This window comes from Dictyobacter halimunensis (genome assembly GCF_036245075.1).
Window position 1 is genome coordinate 4166203 of record NZ_BSRI01000002.1, and the last position, 19057, is coordinate 4185259.

At 55.6% G+C, this 19057-nt stretch carries 13 protein-coding genes; 7 read left to right on the top strand and 6 right to left on the bottom strand.

Going from position 1 to position 19057, the window contains the following annotated elements; genetic code table 11:
- Window positions 1–353 precede the first annotated feature (353 nt).
- Window positions 354–614, bottom strand: coding sequence for a helix-turn-helix domain-containing protein (locus tag AABA21_RS31180; protein WP_338256259.1), 261 nt, complete (start codon window positions 612–614; stop codon window positions 354–356).
- 315 nt (window positions 615–929) lie between these two features.
- On the opposite strand from AABA21_RS31180, the gene polA reads away from it, so the two are divergent.
- From polA to AABA21_RS31205, 5 genes are all read left to right on the top strand, one after another.
- Window positions 930–4031, top strand: a complete 3102-nt coding sequence (gene polA / locus AABA21_RS31185; RefSeq protein WP_338256261.1) for a DNA polymerase I — start codon at window positions 930–932, stop codon at window positions 4029–4031.
- 318 nt (window positions 4032–4349) lie between these two features.
- On the top strand, window positions 4350–5516 hold the full coding sequence (locus AABA21_RS31190; protein ID WP_338256263.1) for an LL-diaminopimelate aminotransferase: 1167 nt from the start codon (window positions 4350–4352) through the stop codon (window positions 5514–5516).
- A gap of 180 nt (window positions 5517–5696) precedes the next feature.
- A complete protein-coding gene (locus AABA21_RS31195; RefSeq protein WP_338256264.1) occupies window positions 5697–7865 on the top strand; it encodes an amylo-alpha-1,6-glucosidase in 2169 nt (722 codons plus the stop codon).
- A gap of 130 nt (window positions 7866–7995) precedes the next feature.
- Window positions 7996–8673, top strand: a complete 678-nt coding sequence (locus AABA21_RS31200) for a response regulator transcription factor (RefSeq protein WP_338256265.1) — start codon at window positions 7996–7998, stop codon at window positions 8671–8673.
- The gene (locus AABA21_RS31205) at window positions 8670–10175 is read left to right on the top strand and encodes a sensor histidine kinase (RefSeq protein ID WP_338256266.1); all 1506 of its coding nucleotides are present in this window, start codon (window positions 8670–8672) and stop codon (window positions 10173–10175) included. Before AABA21_RS31200 ends, AABA21_RS31205 begins: the two co-directional genes overlap by 4 nt.
- 35 nt (window positions 10176–10210) lie before the next feature.
- On the opposite strand, the gene AABA21_RS31210 is transcribed toward AABA21_RS31205, so the two are convergent.
- Window positions 10211–12163: a protein kinase domain-containing protein gene (locus tag AABA21_RS31210; protein ID WP_338256267.1), complete on the bottom strand. Its 1953-nt coding sequence runs from the start codon at window positions 12161–12163 to the stop codon at window positions 10211–10213.
- Between the two features lie 377 nt (window positions 12164–12540).
- On the opposite strand from AABA21_RS31210, the gene AABA21_RS31215 reads away from it, so the two are divergent.
- Complete coding sequence (locus tag AABA21_RS31215) at window positions 12541–13518, top strand: hypothetical protein (RefSeq protein ID WP_338256269.1); 978 nt, start codon at window positions 12541–12543, stop codon at window positions 13516–13518.
- A gap of 120 nt (window positions 13519–13638) precedes the next feature.
- Here AABA21_RS31215 and AABA21_RS31220 read toward each other — a convergent pair whose 3' ends face one another.
- Window positions 13639–15234 (bottom strand): AMP-binding protein, encoded by a 1596-nt coding sequence (locus tag AABA21_RS31220; protein WP_338256271.1) that lies wholly within the window; start codon window positions 15232–15234, stop codon window positions 13639–13641.
- Between the two features lie 196 nt (window positions 15235–15430).
- On the opposite strand from AABA21_RS31220, the gene AABA21_RS31225 reads away from it, so the two are divergent.
- On the top strand, window positions 15431–17020 hold the full coding sequence (locus tag AABA21_RS31225) for a GxGYxYP domain-containing protein (protein WP_338256272.1): 1590 nt from the start codon (window positions 15431–15433) through the stop codon (window positions 17018–17020).
- 22 nt (window positions 17021–17042) lie between these two features.
- On the opposite strand, the gene AABA21_RS31230 is transcribed toward AABA21_RS31225, so the two are convergent.
- The 3 genes from AABA21_RS31230 to AABA21_RS31240 form a co-directional block, all read right to left on the bottom strand.
- Window positions 17043–17495, bottom strand: a complete 453-nt coding sequence (locus tag AABA21_RS31230; protein WP_338256274.1) for a CU044_2847 family protein — start codon at window positions 17493–17495, stop codon at window positions 17043–17045.
- A 224-nt stretch (window positions 17496–17719) separates the two neighbouring features.
- Entirely contained in the window at window positions 17720–17953 is a 234-nt protein-coding gene (locus AABA21_RS31235) for a hypothetical protein (protein WP_338256275.1), read from the bottom strand.
- Between the two features lie 644 nt (window positions 17954–18597).
- Complete coding sequence (locus AABA21_RS31240; protein ID WP_338256276.1) at window positions 18598–19002, bottom strand: hypothetical protein; 405 nt, start codon at window positions 19000–19002, stop codon at window positions 18598–18600.
- Window positions 19003–19057: the final 55 nt, after the last annotated feature.

Sequence of the window (19057 nt, forward strand, 5' to 3'; positions counted from 1 at the left end):
TTGGTTGATATGATGCGCTTGAGAGGCTGCTGTGCGTGCAGGCGGTTTCTTTGTCCCCGTTTCCCATGAAGCTGGCAGATATGGCACAAACTGCTGAAGCGTGGACGCGCGAGACGCACAGCGATGAGAGGAATCTCTCACTATACCTCTCTTCTTTCAGTGTATGCGTGGATCCTATCGGTGTCTGCGCATCCGTCGTTTATCATCGTAGGATTGCATGTTGATGTTTATAGTCTGTATATATAGGGAAAAAACCCGTAGCCGCTGATGGTGAGCCTGCCGCTATCAGCAGGCATGGAGCGTTACGGGTTGAAAGTATGTGGTTAGCTTCGTGCGAAGTAGATGAGCATGCATCAGGCTTCTGGCAATTCTCCACCAAGGAGCGTGTCCAGCGTTGAACGCTTCACACGATATGCCTGGCGCTTTCCTCGATGGGGAAGTGTGATCGCTTCCAGCGCTCCACTTTTGATCCAGCGGCGTACCGTGGTATCGTCGACCCGTAAACGGCGGGCCACCTCGCGCACGGTTAACAACTCCTCTTTTTTCTCCTCTGCCATCTTCTGCTCTCCTGCACCGGCCCGGTGCCTCTCCATAACGACATTACTCTGCGGCATAGAATCCTCTTTGTTCTTTATTATGATGAACAGATGTAACACTTTCATAAAGACTGTTCGTACCACAGGGGGTGCAGCTATGTGGATCTGGCCCGGATCTGTGGTTATACGTCTTATGTGTCTGTTCGAGGATGAGCCATCTACCACACCACCTGCCAGTTGACTATACTATACATCTCGGCCTAAACATATTAAAATACAGCAAAGGCAAATGCCACCCGGTGTGAAAGGTCCATCTGATTTCCGCGTTTGACGCCGCAAATTGGAATAAGATAGATAGAGAATTGAGGGAATGAGAAAGAAGTGGCCACCGAGATGAAACGTAAAAAACTAGTCTTAATAGATGGGCATGCGATTATTCACCGTGCCTTCCACGCGGTACCTGAGGACCTTTCGACCAGCGCCGGGGAGCCGGTCAATGCGACCTTTGGCTTTACCTCGATGTTGATGAAGGCTCTGCTGGAGGAGCGGCCCGATTATATCGCCGTGACCTTTGATCGCTCGGCTCCGACCTTCCGCCACCTGGAATATATACCCTATAAGGCCCACCGCCCGGCCCTGCCTGATAATATGAAGCCGCAGTTCGCGCGCATCCGGGAAGTGGTGGAGTCGTTTGGCATCGAGATTTATGAAAAAGATGGCTTTGAGGCGGATGATATCCTGGGCACGCTATCGGTGCAGGCGAACAAGCTAGGTGTGGATACCATTATTTATACCGGTGACATGGATACCCTGCAACTGGTCAATGAGCATGTGCTGGTAAAGGTCGCCAAGCGCGGCATTACCGATGTCACCGAATACAATGAGCACGAGGTACAGGTGCGCTACGGCTTTGATCCGCTGAAGCTGCCTGACTTTAAGGGTCTGGTGGGCGATAAATCGGATAATATTCCGGGCGTGCCGGGTATCGGTGAGAAGACGGCCAGTCGCCTGATCGGCGAATATGGCGATCTGGAGGGGATCCTGGCGCACCTGGATGCCCTGAAGCCGAAGGAGCAGAAGCTTATCGGTGCCGCGACGGAACAGGCCCGGCAGAGTAAGTACCTGGCCACCATCGTGCTGGACGCACCGGTGCAGATGGAGTTAGAGGCCTGTCGCATGACCGATGTCGATGGCGAGAAGGTGATCACGCTCTTCCGCCAGCTCGAGTTCCGTAGCCTGATCGAGCGGGCGCTGTCACTCTTTCAGCAGCTGGGCGTGACCGTTTCGGAGTCCCATACCTCTGTTGCTCCAGCGACGGCCGCCTCCTCCGCTGAACTGCCGAGCACCGACGGTACTGAGCTAGCTCCGGGTGAAGATCCCCGTCTGGCGGCCCCTATGGGCGTCGTGCCTATCTTACTGCCACCTTTGCCACCGGGCGAAGAGACCGCGGTTGAGCCCGATGTGCTGGTTCCGCTCAATGCCCGGTCTGGCGCTGGTGATGGTGTTACGAACGCGCCCGCTGCCGTGGCGGTCGCCACCAGAGAAGAATCTCCCGCCCAGCTGAGCCTATTCGAGGTGGAGGCGCCGCATGAAGAGGTGGTGCATAAGCTACGCCTGCCGGGTATGCCGAGCCCCTCCAGTGCACTGTTCGCCGATCGTGAGGGCGCCAAACAGACCAGCACGATGATCGTGAACAGCGAGGAGGGACTGCGGGTCCTCGTGAAGAGTCTGACCGATGCGGGCCGTTTCGCCATCGATACCGAGACCTCTTCCAACGAGCCGCGCCATGCCGATCTGGTGGGTATCTCGCTTTCAATGGCGCCCGGGGAGGCATACTATATCCCTGTGGGCCATACCAGGACCCCCGATGGACAGGAGCCCGATACGCAGCTACCACTTGCCTATGTGCTGGAGAAGATGGAGCCAGTGCTGGAGAATGAGCAGGTGTTGAAGTATATGCACAATGCCAAGTACGACCTGGCGATCTTTCTGCGCTACGGCATCGATGTTAAGGGTCTGGCCTTCGATTGTATGCTGGGCGCCTACCTGGCTGAGCCCGGACGACGCGGAGTGGGACTCAAGGACCAGGCCTTTCAGCGCCTGGGCGTCGTGATGACCCCGATCAGCGAGTTGATCGGTACGGCCAGCAAGATGATTAGCATGGCCCAGGTCCCTATCCGCAAGGCCGCCGATTACGCCGGGGCCGACGCCGATATGACGCTGCGCCTGGTTGAGCCGATTCAAGAAGAGCTGCAGCAGCATGGACTGATGGATATGTATCAGCGCATCGAGCTCCCGCTGATCAACGTCTTGATGCAGATGGAGCTGTATGGTGTGGCCCTCGATGAGCCCTTCCTGCGCGAGTTCGGGAAGACGCTGGAGGATCAGCTGGCCGAGATGGAGAAGGCCATCTATGAGCAGGTTGGCCATCGCTTCAACATCAACTCGACCAAACAGCTGGCGGATGTGCTTTTTGTTGAGCTACAGCTTCCCTCCGGCAAGAAGACCAAGACCGGCTATTCGGTCAGCGCCGATGTGATTGAGAACCTGCGCGGTAAGCACGCGGTTGTGGATTATCTGTTGGAGTATCGCCAGCTGAGCAAGCTCAAGTCAACCTACATCGATGGTCTGCTCACGCTAATGGAGCCCCATAGTGGACGCGTCCATACCTCGTTCAACCAGACGATCGCCTCCAGCGGTCGCCTGTCATCCAGCAATCCGAATCTGCAGAATATCCCTGTCCGCACTGAGCTCGGACGCCAGATCCGGCGCGCCTTTATCGCCGATCCCAGCTATGTTCTGTTGACCGCCGACTACTCGCAGTTTGAGCTGCGTATCCTGGCCCATATCACGCACGAGCCACGCCTGGTTGAAGCCTTCAGCAATAATGAAGACATCCATACCATTACCGCCTCGACCCTGTTCTCGGTACCGGTCGAAAGCGTGACCAAAGACCAGCGCCGCCTGGCCAAAACGGTGGTCTATGCCGTGCTCTATGGACAGTCCGCCTATGGCCTGGCCAACGTGACCGGCATGTCTACCCCTGAGGCGGCCGAGTTTATCAAGCACTACCACGAGATCTTCCCCAACGTGAAGGTGTATGTAGATAGCACGCTGCAGCAGGCCAGGACGCAGGGCTACGTGAATACCCTGTATGGACGCAAGCGTTTCTTCCCCGATATGCATGCCCTCTCGCACACGGAGCGCCAGGCGCTGGAGCGTGAGGCCATCAACATGCCGATCCAGGGCACCAACGCCGACCTGATCAAGATCGCCATGATCCGTTTGCATCATGCCCTCAAGGAGAAGAAGATGAAGACGCGCATGATCCTGCAGGTGCACGACGAACTGGTCTTCGAGGTCCCGGTTGAAGAGCTTGAGCGCGCCCGCAAATTGATCCGTTCAATGATGGAGGGCGTCGCCGATCTCGACGTGCCAATCACCGTAGAGATGAAGATGGGTAAAAACTGGTACGAGGCCGAGCCCATGGATTAAGCCGTGCATGCGGCGAAGAGATGCAACAGAGCAGGGACGCCTTGCAAGGCGTCCCTGCTCTGTTGCATCTCTTCGCCGCATGCGTTGTCGCACCTGTGTGGCTCAACAACCTTTTATATATGTGTGCAATAGGGGCTGCATCCGCGCCCCTATTGCACACATATATAAAACTAGTGCGGCCGCGCACGCGGACGCCCGTGCGGAGGCGATCACGTTCGCCAACAAAAAACAAGATCCATTCAGATGAGTCTTATGATTCCACTCGCGTGAGCGAGGAAACATGGTATAACATAGAGAGGAATAGAGAGGAGATTATTCGTGCGCTTATCAAACCTGATTAATAGTTTACCTCCATATCATTTTGCCAATGCGAAACAAAAGATTGCCGACCGGCGGGCGGCCGGGGTGGATGTGATCTCGCTGTCGATGGGCGATCCGGATCTTCCGGCGCCACCGGCCGTGGTCGAGCGGTTGTGCGCCGCCATGCAGAATGGTGAGAACCATCGCTATCCAGAGTATCGCGGCATGCGCGCCCTGCACGAAGCGATCGCCGAGTGGTTCGAGAACCGCTTCGGGGTCCAGTTGACCCCTGAGCAGGATATCCTGCCCCTGTTGGGATCCAAAGAGGGCCTGGCCTACGCGGCGACGGCGGTGCTCAATGCTGGCGATATCGCGCTGACACCCAATCCCTACTATCCGGTCTATATTTCAGGTGCGACCACGCTGGGAGCCGAGCCATACCTGCTGCCGTTGCGCGAGGAGCAGCACTTCCTGCCCGACCTGGATAGCATCCCGGAGTCCGTGCTGTCGCGCGCGCGTGTGCTCTGGCTTAACTACCCCAACAATCCAACGGCGGCCTGTGCCGATCGCGCCTTTTTTGAGCACGCAGTCGAGTTCGCCCGGCGCCATGACATCGTAATTATCCATGATATGGCCTATGCAGAGGTCTATTTTGATGATTTTCGGCCGATGAGTATATTACAAGTACCGGGCGCGCGCGATGTGGCGGTCGAATTGCATTCATTAAGTAAGACCTATAATATGGCCGGCTTCCGCATCGGGATGCTGGTGGGCAATCCTGATCTGGTGGATGCGGTGGGACGCCTCAAGAGCAACATTGATAGTGGTATCTTCCGACCGGTGCAGTACGCGGCCATCGAAGCGTTGCGCCTGCCATCGTCCTGGCTGGCCGAGCGCAACGTCATCTATCAGCGCAGACGCGACCTCCTGGTAGAGGGCTGTAACGCGCTGGGCATGCGGGCGGAGAAGACGCGGGCCGGATTGTATGTCTGGGCCCATGTGCCCCAGGGCTATACCTCGCGCGACTTTACCAGCTGGCTCTTTGATCAGGCCGGCGTCTTTATCACCCCTGGCACCAATTTCGGTTCAGCTGGCGAGGGATATGTGCGCATCTCGATGACCGAGCGCGAGGAACGCATCCAGGAGGCCCTGCGGCGCATGCAGGAAGTTCTGCGGAAAGCATAAAATAAAGAAGAATGACCGGGCGGCACCTCATCGGGGATGCCTCCTTTGTCGTCTACTATAGACCGGCATGCCAACAATTTAACAGCGTGTGCTGATGACAGTCAATGTGTGTGGTATGTATCTCGTCCTTACATATATTGTTAGAATCAGTGTGTCGTCAATGATAAGAGGATATGGATTATGATCTTGAAGCAAGATGCATCTCTATTTGATCATTCGCCTGCCAATCCCTGGCACATTCAGGTCGGTTCAGAGATCTGTGACGATGTTCAATCCGGACTTGATCATGAGTGGCTGGTTACTAATGGCCTGGGTGGTTATGCGTCTGGTTCTCTTGTCGGGGCTACAACGCGTTGTTATCATGGTCTGCTCGTAGCTGCCCTGCAACCTCCGGTCAAGCGTACTGTGCTGGTGGCGAAGTTTGACGAGGTTGCGACCCTTCATACAGGCGAAAGAATTGAGCTTGGCGTGAATGAGTATGTGCCGGGGACGATCGCCCCTGAGGGCTATCGAGCGTTGCGGTCAGTTTCCCTGGATGGGGATATCGTGTGTTTCTCTTACGCGCTGACTGAAACCCTGACTCTGGAAAAGCGCATCTGGATGGAATATGGGGAGAATACAACCTATGTTCAGTATCTGCTGCATGGCTCCTTTGACGAGGAGGGAGAGAAGAGCGGCGACGAGGATGATCCGGCGGTTTTGACGCTGGAGGTCGCGCCGTTCTGTCTTTCGCGCGATTACCATAGCGTGACGACGGGCGCCGAGGATTGGCGTTTCCTGGTTGAAGATCAGGGCCATCGCTGCCGCATTCGCGCCTATGCGGAGGCGCCCGCTTATCATATCATCGCCAATCCATCCGCGACCTTTACGCCCGGCGGGGTCTGGTACTGGCATATCTGGCATCGCCAGGATCAGAAACGGGGCCTGCCCGGCCAGGAAGATGTGTATATGCCGGGCACGTTTCGTTTGACCCTGGTGCCTGGCATGCATACGACGATGGTGTTGATGGCCGAGACCGAGACAAGTTGCTCCTGGGGCTATGGCGGCCGGCGTCATGAGACGCTGGTGGAGCAGGCCCTGATGCGCCATCGGCGTCGCGTACAACAACTCCTCGCGGTGGCGAATCACTCCGGCCATCAGTTGCCCGAGCAGGATCCCCTCTTCGCGCGCCTCGTCCTGGCGGCCGACCAGTTTATCGTGGCCCGGCCCGATTACACGCGCTCATCCGATACGTCTGGAGCGTTGCGCCTATCGCCTGATCGCAAGACCATTATCGCCGGCTATCCATGGTTCACCGACTGGGGGCGCGATAGCATGATCTCTCTGCCGGGCCTGCTGCTGTGTACCGGACGTTACGGTGAGGCGCGCGGCTTGCTCAAAGCGTTTACCTCGTTTATGCATAATGGGTTGATCCCTAATCGTTTCCCCGATGATGGCCAGAACCCCGCGTATAATACCGCCGATGCCACCCTGTGGATGTTCCGTGCGTTGGATTACTACTTCACAACGACCGGAGATTGGTCCCTTATCAAGGAACTCTTTCCGAAGTTGTGTGAGGTTATTCAATGGCACGTAACAGGTACCGATTATGGTATTAAGATGGATGAGTCCGATGGTTTGCTCCAGGCCGGCGTTCCCGGTCTGCAACTGACCTGGATGGACGCCAAGGTTGGGGATTGGGTGGTGACGCCGCGCTCTGGCAAGCCCGTCGAGATTAACGCGCTCTGGTACTATGCGCTGACCACGATGGAGTCATGGGCTGTGCGACTCTCGACCGATGCCGCCCAGTATGGGCACCTGCGCGCGCTGGTGCGCCAGCACTTCGTCAGGCGCTTCTGGTATGAGGAGGGCGGCTATCTCTATGATGTCGTTGATGTTGAGGGCGTGGCTGGTAGCAATGATCCTTCTCTGCGTCCAAACCAACTCCTGGCCGCCTCGCTGACCCGCGATCTATTATCGGAGCAGCAGGTGAGCAGGATGCTTGAGCAGGTCACGCAACACTTGCTGACCCCGGTCGGTCTGCGCTCGTTGAGTCCAGATGATCCCGCTTACCAGGGCCATTTCGCCGGCGATCAGCGACAGCGTGATAGCGCGTATCATCAAGGGGCCGTCTGGCAATGGTTGCTGGGACCCTATGTAGACGTGCATCTGCAGGTGCATAACGATCCCGCCGCGCTCCGGCCGCTGTTACTACCGTTCGCGCAGCAACTCAGATCAACCTGTCTGGGAACGATCAGCGAACTGGCCGAGCCAGAACCGCCATTTAGCGACGGAGGTTGCTTCGCGCAGGCGTGGAGCGTGGCTGAAATTTTGCGCTGCTGGCTACTTGTGCGCGATTCTGGCCACTGATTTCATCTTATTCTAATGAAACCATTTTAGACTAATGTGCGTTGCATTGATTGCCTGTTTTCTACTGGAGTCGTAGAACAGTAATCAATGCACTGCATTTTTTAGGCCCATAATAGATGAGAGATGCCTCATGAGAATTCTGGTGGTTGAGGACGACCCACGGTTGGGTCCCAGCTTGAAAAAAGGCCTGGAAGGCAATCACTACGCCGTTGACCTGATGCCCAATGGTGAAGACGCGCTGCTGGCCGCCCTGGCTACAGCCTACGATCTGGTCGTGCTGGATATCCTGTTGCCCGGCCTCAATGGCTTCGAAGTCTGCCGGCGCCTGCGTGAGAAGAAGCGCACCATGCCCATCCTGCTGCTGACAGCCCTGGGGGAGGTAGATCATCGCGTCAAAGGCCTGGATCTCGGGGCTGATGACTACCTGGTCAAGCCCTTCGCCTTTAGCGAACTTGAAGCCCGTGTGCGCGCGCTGCTCAGGCGCAAGGGCCCCACCAAAACTCCAGTATTGCGCTTTATGGACATCACTCTTGACACCCGTACCCACGAGGTCTATCGGGGTGACCGCTTGATTATATTAGGGAGTAAGGAGTATGCTTTACTTGAATTCTTTATGCGTCACCCGCATCAGGTTTTAAGCCGTACCATGATAGCTGAGCACGTATGGGATAGCGACACCGAGCACCTGTCAAACGTTATTGATGTGTACATACGTTATCTACGCCGTAAGTTGTGTGAGCTGAATGAGCCAGACGTCATCGTTACAGTCCGTGGCGCGGGTTACCAGCTAAAGGAACCACCGGTATGATCAGGCAGTTGCGATATCTATCACCACCCGGTTTGCGTATGCAATTAACACTCTGGTATACAATTGTCTCTGTGCTCCTCATGCTTGTCTTCTGCCTGGCGTTCTACTCTACCTTGCAACAGATCCTCTTCAATAGCTTTGATTCTACCCTCCAGCAGCGTGCTCAGCATGTAGCCGAGGGTGTCGGTGTAGATAATGGCAAGCTTTACGTAGACGATATGTCCCAGGAGATCCCGGAACTGGATGCCCCCGCCGCTTTGATCGATCCATATAACTCTTCCGATGAAAATGACAACAACCCATCCGGACCTCCGTACTACAGCCAGTCTTCTCGTCACGATCTTGTCCTGGTGCGTGTTTTAGACCGGCAGGGCCATGAGATCTATTCCTCGGGCTCCTCTGGTGATCTGCTCCTACCGGAAGACAGCGTGTTGCAGCCATTGGCGGGAAAACCGTGGCGCGCAACCATGAACGACGTGAATGATCAATCGATCCGTATCTACAGTACGATGCTGGTCGATGGAGACACCGTCATCGGCGTGGTTCAGGTCGGCCAATCGCTGGAGACCCTGAACCGTTCGCTGGATCGTATTGTGCTGGTGCTTTTCCTGCTCATGCTCCTCTCGCTGGCCATGTGTTCACTGGGCAGCTACTGGCTCTCGGGCCGGGCGTTCCGCTCGATCCAGCGCCTGGCCAGAACGGCCCGTGAGATCAATGCCAACGATTTAAATCAGCGCGTGCTGGTTCCGGCCGCTAAAGATGAGGTGCGTGATCTCTCCATTATTTTCAATCAGATGATCGCGCGTCTGGAGCGTGCCTTTGTCCAACAGCGCCGCCTGGTCGCCGACGCCTCGCATGAACTGCGTACTCCGGTTGCGGTAATCCGCAATGTGACCGAAGTCGCCCTTTCACAACTCTCCAGCCCCGACGAGTACAAGCATGTATTGACCGAGGTCAATGAGGAGTCTGAGCACCTTGGACATTTAATCAATGACATGCTGATCCTGGCCCGGGCCGATGAAGGGCAGATCCACCTGGACTGTGAGCCTGTACGCCTGGATCTGCTGACGCGCGACGTGGTCGATAGCCTTGAAATGCTGGCCCAGGAGCGCCAGATGAGCCTGTACACCCGGACCTTAATGCCCGCTACCGTGTTGGGGGACGCGGCTCGCCTGATACAGGTTATCATGAGCCTGGTCGACAACGCCCTTAATTATAGTAACCCGGGCGGTAAAATCTCCCTATCCGTAGAAGTGCGCGACACCTACGCCTACTTGCATGTATCGGACACCGGTATCGGCATCGAAGCTAAAGATATCGAGCACATTTTTGAACGCTTCTACCGCGCCGACCCCGCCCGCTCCAAATCCGTCAGCGGCACAGGCCTGGGTCTCTCCATCGTAGAATGGGTCGTCCACGCCCACAAAGGCGCCATCGAGGTCAGGAGCATCCCTGGTCGCGGCTCCACCTTCACCATCATCCTACCCTGCATATGTGCCTAAACATAGAGTGGCAACGTGCGATAACGATTCGGGGGCTACTGCACCCGAATCGTTATCGCGCTGATATTCCCTTCGCCGCCGGCGGTGTTGGCGGCCTCTACCAGCAGGGTGGCCATCTGCTGGGGATCCTCCACCATTTCTATAATCTTGCGGATACGCTCGTCGGGGAGCATATGCCAGAGCCCATCGGTACAGAGCAAGATAACATCATCAGGCTCGACCTTACATTGAATAGTATCGATGTTTACGCTATAGTTCTGGCCGAGATAGCGATAGTGCTGGTTGCGCTTGGGACTCCTGGCCACCTCATCAGGATCCAGCAGGTTGGCGTCTACCAGGCTGGCGGCGATCGTATGGTCCCTGGTGAGGCAGCGTAGGCCTTTCCGGGGAGTGTAGTGGTAGGCGCGGCTATCGCCCACACTGGCAACGTACAGGTTCCGCTTGTACATGAGAGCGATGGTCAGCGTACTGGCCATGGTGGCGTCGTAGTCCGCGTTGCAATGATAGATGACCTGGTTGGCCTGCCTGGTCGCGTCTCGTATCCATTGCTCCAGAATCGCTTCGCCGGGGGGCGTTGATCGATGCGATGTGTGGTTTCCTGCCTGACCGCCTGTGACCGGCGTATGATAGCTATATGGCGCGGAATTGGTGGTTGGTGTGCTCAGGAGAGGCAGGAGAATGTCGGCCAGCGTCTCGGTCGCCAGGCGACTGGCCTCATGCCCCTTTGCCTGGGCTCCCCGGGTACCGCGCAGCCCGTCGGCGACGGCGAAAAGACCGAAGGGGCGGGGTGGTGGTGATAGATTAATGCACAGACCCTGGACGATGAGCAGCGTATCCTCGTTGCTCGGTGCCTGGTGTCCAATATCGCTCAGATAGCCAACCTGGCAGACCTCGTGCACCAGCGGCGACGTATCGCTCAGGCTATGACCGCAGTAGCGGCAAAACCGTGAGGTATGCCGATTTTCACGTCCACACTGGCCGCAGGGATTTTCGGGAATGATCATGCGCACAATCACGTTATCGTCATTGCCCGCGAGCATGGTCGATGCCATGTTATCCATGGCGATGGTGGGCTCCGACCAGATGCCGGGCTGTGCCAGTACATCATTGAGTGCGTCGGCGAACGCTTTCCCACTGGGGTAGCGCTCTCCGGGATCGGTGGCGATCGCTTTCAGAATGATCAGGTCCGCTTCCGGCGGCAACATAGAATTCAAGCTGCTGGGATCAGGCAGCGATGGCGCGTGGTTTTTGATGACGGCCTGAAATGGCAGCAGCCCGGTAAACATCTGGTAGGCCACCACGCCCATGGCGTAGATATCGCTGGCCGGTTCGGCCTTGCCCTGCTCCTGTTCGGGGGCGGTATAGTGCTCGGTTCCCAGCGCCCATCCACGCTGTGTCAGCGGTTTCTCCTGCTGCATCGCCCGGGCGATACCGAAGTCCGCCACCATCAGTCTCTGATCATCCTGGTGGATCAAAAGATTCGACGGCTTGAGATCGCGATGTACGATCTGCTGTGGATGCCGATGAATGGCGTCGATCGCCGACGCCAGATCATTGACGTAGCGGCGTGCCAGGTCTATGGGGAGTGGAGTTTCAGACTTCAGGAGCATCTTCAGCGTGCCACCGGTGATCAGATCCATCGCGATATAGAGCAAGGGACCATCCTGACCAAAGTTCAGCACCGACACGATGTTGGGATGATGGATCTGGTGAGCGTAGCGCGCTTCACGCCGAAAACGCTCAATGGCCGTATCAACATCCAGTATATTGGGGGAGAGCGTCAATACTTTCAGAGCAATCTGAAGGCCTTCAAAGGTATCGCTGGCTCGATAGACCGCACCCATCCCACCAAGACCAACCAGCGTCTCAATACGGTAGCGTCCCGCGACCAGCGCTTCTGGCAAGAGACACTTACAATACGGATTGCTACATTGCGTTGTTCCTGGTGCGTAAACAGCCTGGCAGCGAGGATTTGGGCAAGACGGCATACTTTTTCTCTCGGTAATCGTTATCAAGTGACAGCAGATTCAGGTGCTCGTGCGCTCTTTTCAGTTTAGTTGAATGGCCGGGCCCTGTCAATACAAGCGAGCTATTGACAAGGCTATTTAAAGTTGCGCTCAGCGGGGTCAAGGGGCGGCGAGCCCCTTGCGGGGTGCGGGCGAGCATGCCGGGGCATGATCAGTCCCCGCTCTCTTCTCCTTCCTTACCGCCGCCGAAGGCGGCAAAAAATACTTTTAAATGACCCTAGCCATGTCCCGGGTAAAGTTGCCGATAACTATGGACAGCGCTATAATCTGAATGGTCGTGGAAGATTTCATGCCCCAGATAGACACTGATTGACGCACTCAAAGGATAAAAAGATATCATGCTACAAACGTTACCGTTGGTTCTCTTTATAGTCATGGCCGAGGTTGCAATTGGCGCGGTAAGCGTCCTGGTTTTTCTTGATTGGCGTAACGAGGTCAAGCGTGGTTTCCTGGTCTCGTATGCTCTTATTTATCTCGTGCTGGCCGGTTTAACCTACTGGCTCCAGCAGAGTTTTGCGACGCCAGCATTGCTTAACACCTACCCTCAACTCGACAAGGCCTGGACCGGCTATCAGTCGCTTCCATTGTTGCTTTTCTTCCTCTTACTCATTCCTTATAGCTTTTTTCTCTTGTTGGATAAAACCGCTGGCGTACAGGATAAGGCAACTACTCCTAAAGATGGGGAAGCACTGCCGGAGGCGCCACGGAAAAAGACCGCGGCCCGAGCCCTGCGCCTTGCCAGCGGCGTCGCGACTGTTATTGCCGGACTTATCACCCTTTTTGTTACGGCGATGATCTTTCGTCCCCTGGCCGCCGGGAGTATCGGTGGCTTCTTTACCGTTGCTGGCTTCTTCGCGGCCGCCTTCGCTCTGGGTGGCGTGTTGACAGCTATGTGGCTTGGACACTGGTACCTGGTGACCCCTGCGCTCTCCGAGCGCCCCTTACAATTTTCGACCACCCTGGTCCTGGTAGCGGTGGTGGCCCAGGTCATCTTCTTTGCCATCGGTGGACCAAGCTCAACCTACGCGAACAAGGCCCACACCAGCGCACCTGCGGTAACCGCGCAGGCCACGCCGGTCCCGTCCAATCAGGTTAAGCCAGCGGATGCTCCGGTCATGGCCCCCTTGAGCCCGGATGCGATCAGCTGGATTCGCGTCCTCGTTGGCTACATTATGCCTCTCGTCCTGGGTGGACTGGCCTGGAAACTCATTCGCGACCGCTCCTTCCAATCCGCCACCGGCATGCTCTATCTCGTCGTCGTCTGCTCCCTCGCCGGCGAAATCATGGCTCGCGGCCTCTTCGTCGGCGGTCTCTAAAAACACAAAAAGCAGATCAGGTGCAGTGCACCTGATCTGCTTTTTGTGTTTGCAGCCTCAATAATTAGTGAGTGTTGTCCGGAGGGTGCAAAGCACCCTCCGGACAACACTCACTAATTATTACTTTGCTTTTTCGCGTTCCTGGAGTTCGCGGCGGAGGATCTTGCCGGAGGCGGTTTTGGGGATGGCGTCGATGAACTCGACGAGGCGCAGCCGTTTATAACCGGCCAGCTTGCCGTTGGCGAAGTTCAAGACGTCTTCTTCCGTGATGGTCGCGCCTGGTTTTTTGACGATGATGCCTTTGATTAGCTCACCGGCTTCGTCATCGGGGACGCCGATGACCGCTGCATCCAGGATGGTGGGATGTTCGAGCAGTAGGGCTTCGATCTCAGCTGGCGCGACGCCGAAGCCGTGGTACTTGATCATCTCTTTTTTGCGGTCCACGATATAGGTATAGCCGTCTTCATCTATGTAAGCGATGTCCCCGGTATACAGCCAGCCATCTCTCAGCGCCTGGGCCGTCGCTTCAGGCGCCTTCCAGTAGCCTTGCATGATCTGTGGGCCTTTAATGATGAGCTCGCCCTGCTCACCCTGCGGCAGTTCGCGTGTCCCGGTCTCTACGTCTACGATTTTGCACTCGGTATTGTGGGTGGGTAGACCGACACTCCCCAGCCGCACCAGTGATATATCGCGTGGCTGTGAATGGGTCAGCGGAGACGCTTCCGTTAGACCGTAGCCCTGTACGACGCGCCCGGGTATCTTCTCTTGTAGTCTGCGGGCCGGGTCCGTTGGCATGGGGGCGGCGCCCGAGAAGATGTATTTGATGCTCTTCATTTTGCCCAGGTCCACCGGAGCGTTGGCCAGTCCCAGAATGATGGGTGGGACGGCGAAATAGTAGGTCACCTGGTACTTTTCACATAGCTCCAATGATTCGAGCAGATCGAAGCGCTCCATCATGATCTGTGTGCCACCGCAGGCCAGGAAACTGCCGGTGAGCATGACACCATAAATATGATAGAAGGGGAGGAAGAGCAGTGCCGCATCCGTCGGGTTGATGCCCTGCGCATTCGTAAATTGCAGGTTGTTGCTCACCAGGTTGCGGTGGGTTAGCATGGTCCCTTTGGGCAGGCCTGTGGTGCCGGATGAATAGGGAAGGGCCAGCAAGTCGTCACCCGTGACGTCGACGTGCGGTGGAGCTTTGGGTGATGATTGGCTCAGGAGCTGTCCAAACGCGATGGAGTTGGGTAGCGTTTCCGGTGGACGGGCTCCGGTCACAATGATGTGCTGTAGATTAGGGAATTCTTTCTGGTTCAAGGCCAGGGCTAACGTCGGTACCAGTTCCCTCTGTATCAGGATCGCCTTCGCTTCGGAGTTCTCCAGCTGATAACTGATCTCGCGTTCTTTATAAGAAGGATTCATCGGGCTTACGACCACGCCGATTGAGGCGGCCGCTATAAAGGTGACGATATATTCCGGCCGATTGGTGGTAAACAGGCAGACATGGTCGCCTTTTCGCAGCCCTAGTTCGTACAAACCATTAGCGATACTATTTACCATGGAGACGGTTTCGCGATAGGTAAAGCTCAGGTTGTGATACACGATGGCCAGGCGATCAGGATTGCTCTCGGCGGCTTTGCGCAGGAGATGGTCGTAAGGGATGTCTGGGATATCTAGCGGGGGACGGAAAAGTTCGGGTGCAAACAATTTATTTGCCATGCCAGGCGTCCTTTCTGTATAAACTCGACTATGAGCAGCAGAAAAATTCTACAGGACTGTGGGTTTGCTTGCATTAGAGCGATCGGCTTGCATATGCCAGTTTGCTTGTATATTGTAGCTATATTTTAGCATACCCTTGTTTCTCGGGAAGGTCAAGCTTTGACCGGGATAAAAATAATATCTGGAGGACAGCGCTGTGAGTGGATTGCAGTGGTTCGATAGGCGTTTTTTACCACCATTGCTGGCACCGGTTCAGCTTACTATTTACGATCTACGCGGTGCTTCACGTGATGAATATGTTACCGCTACGGTGGCGGCCGGCATTATTAATCGTTCTCAGGTCAGCATCTATTTGATTACCAGCGACGACGATGCATTCTGGCTTGAGCAGGCCTTTACCTCTGTTCCTCAGGTGCGCGGCCCGGAACACGGTTCGTCCGCGCTGATAGATCTGCTGAAGACGTACCGCTCAGCCTTCACCGGATTGCTGATCTACGATCCGGCGTTGCCGGATACGATTAACGTCGCTACGACGATGGCCGGTCTGCAAGATGCCCTCGTCGCATCTCCCGCGCTGGCTGAACGGCTGCAGGTTGTCTGCGACCTGCCCGTGCTGAACGATTTGCGCACCTATGGCTGGCGTACGCGCCTGCAGGCTTATCAATGGGCGCGGCAACATCTGCAGCCCCGTTGCTCACGGCATGTGCTGGCGGGTCTGGATCCGGGCGCCTTCTGTGGTCTGCGCTCGTTTCTGGTTGCCAGCCGGGCCTTTGTCTACTGGCTGGATTCGCGCCGCTATCTGGCCGCCGCTGGCGATGGCCAGGGCTCTGAACGCGGTCTGTTGCGTCAGCTGCTGGCCTTCTATGCCCCCGGTGCTGTACATATGGGATGGGTGATCCACGAGCAGAGCGCCGTGGCGATGACCTCGGCGGCGGGAATCGCGGTGGTGGCATCGGACTATGTGCTGAACCTGGAAGTGTGGATGGCGTTGCCGGCGGCGCGGATACCCGTTCCCCCGGCAACTACCCGTCATATCGAGCGCCGTGAAAAGATCTACCTGTCCTTTACCATGAGCGATGGTGATAACCTGCAATATTGTCAGCATCGTCTGCGTGCGCTCTGGCAGGATCCCGCCCGGGGCACTATTCCGCTGGGATGGACATTTCCGCCCTTGCTGACGCGGGCCGCTCCAGCCTTAGCCGCCTATTATACGGGCAGCGCGACCCCGCTGGATGAACTGGTGGCTGGCCCCAGCGGCCTTGGCTATATCTATCCTTCTCGCTGGCCCCGTCACCTGCTTAGTCCATTCCTGCAGCAGACCGGCGCCCTGATGCGATCCCTGGATATGACCATCCTCGATGTGCTGGATGTGGATGCCGTGTATCGCACCGGCTTGCCGCTGGTGGCGGCCTTTAGCCTGCAGGGTATGCAACTGAGGGATCACCGGGTGCAGCATCAGTTCGCCCGCGAACTGGCTCCCTATGGGGTCAGCAATGTCTTCAGCGGCGCGGGCTTTACGGGCAATGTTGCCCGCTGGCAACAGGTCGGCGACCTGACTATCTATCATCACCTTGGATTTACCGATAGCGTTGAGCGCACCGTCAGGCTGATCCGGTTCGCGTCCACGCTGTTCCGGCGCCGCCCCCTCTTCCTGAGCATCTACCTGATTGCCTGGACGATGACTCCCTCTATGGTCGGAGAAGTGATGGCGCAACTGGGAGAAGAATATGAAGTGGTGTTGCCCGGCACCCTCTTCTCCCTGCTAAGAACGCAACAGAGACCTTGATGGAAGGAATGCTATTCTGCTCCTACTTTTTGGCGCCGGGCTTTATAACAGCCATAGAGTCGGTTGGCTGGCTCTCATCTATTGATGGGGTCGTCGGGATGTCTGACCGCTTATTCTCTGGTTGAGCGACCTGGCTGCTGACTGCGGCATGGTCTGCATTCAGGTGGTGGGAGTCCCATTCGAGTGAGACTTTGACGTTGGCATGGTGATTGTCCGGCACCAGCATGACCATCAACTGGTTGGCTTCGAGGGCGAACTCCAGGCCAAACTCGATCTGGGTCCTGCTGGCGTCGACCTTTTTCACCGTATCCGTAATGGAATCGGCAATATTTTCAATCGTCTCTGTTAAGACCTCAAATGAGGGGGTCTCGTAGCTGTAGTCGATGTGTTCATTGCCCTCAAGGGCGCGTGCTAAAACCCTGAGCGATGCTCCATTTTTTAAGCGTGTTTCAACCACGCGCGTCTCAATCTCCATTCATTTACCCCTTCCTTGTACTCATCCGTTATTTTTTGATGGAACGTTTATTGACACTATTCCATGTATGCTAACATGAGTAATAGGGCAGATCAATTTTATGAGGATTTTTGGTAATGAGGCTGTCGGACTATAGTGCTAGCGTAAGGGGCAAAATGCAACAAAAAAGAGACATAGAGTTGGGGCAATGAAGCCACCCCTCAATGTCTCTGAACCTGTTCGCTTTATTTTCGGATGGTCGGTTTTTTTACGTTTATGTCGAGCCTGGTCATCTCGGCCTCTTCTGCATCACCTTCGAGCTCGGCTTCATCTTCATAATACTCATCCTCAAGGTTCTGGTCGACCCAATGAGCTACGCGTGCATCGCGTTTATATGGACGACGCGCCTCTCCTTCCGTGCCACGACGGAATGTGTCGCGCCTATTTATCGAGTTCTTGTCACGTAGTTTTCCTCTCATGCTTTCACCTCCTCTCTGGCGAGGTAGGAATTTACCTGTGCTGATGCATCCATATATGCTGGATTACACACCTGAAATCTCTCCCGGGCAGCTAGAGTAATGCTGCTTTTTGGTTGATGTAATACTACAATGCGATAGGGCATAGCTATCGTGCTGCGTACCATAGTGCTTTCTCTATCAATGAAGTATGTATGTTGACAACATGAGGAATGGTGTTGCATTGTGAGGAACGCTGAGGATAAGAGTAGGTGCTCGGGCAGATCCGAGTCACAACAGCTTTGCGCATAGGTTATGCATTCTTGTGTGTGGTCGGAAGAGTTCTCGCAATTCGCTCACATTTTTCTGCGATTATCTGTCTATTCTGCATAGAACTCACCTCCTAAAAGTATGTACGATCTCACATCCACTATATACCGACTATGAAACGTCTACTAACTGCTAATGAGTGTACTTGGCAGGGGCATAATTGTCAAGCGATTTTCGCTCACATTTTGGACTCTGAGGCTAATTAGCCGGATCTGGCTATCGTGGCGGTATTTCCAGGGACTTCTGTCTTATCAGCATATGGACGTGCGACCCATAAAAAAAGCGGAACCCTGCCGTCTGGCAAAGTTCCGCTGAAATATGCTGAATACGCAGGCGCGCTAGCGTTGATAGTTGCCCGCCTGGGTCAGGAAAATTTTGAGGAGGCCGCGTGAGATAACAAAGAAGAGACCTAACTCCACGATAATCATGGTAATCCACACCCAGACCAATTGCGCTTCTTTGACGTTGTTGGTGCCGATGGCGTTGATAGAATTATAGAGAAGTGGAATTAAAATCACCAGGGGGATAATCAACAGGGCCGCGCAGCAGGCAATGACGGCCACTGGCAGCACGATGCGCCACAATCCTGAGTCGCGTAAGTTTTCAGTCTTCGCTGTACCATAGGCCTGTCGGTGTTCGCTGCCCGCTCTCTCCGGTGAGGCCGCACTTGCTTGCGCTGACATGTGTTGCGATGCTGTATTTTTCGCTGGCTCCTTCGTGGAGCTTAAGGTTTGTTCATCCATATGGTATCTCCTGAAGAACATGTATTAGAACTACGTCCCTCAGTATACCATATGG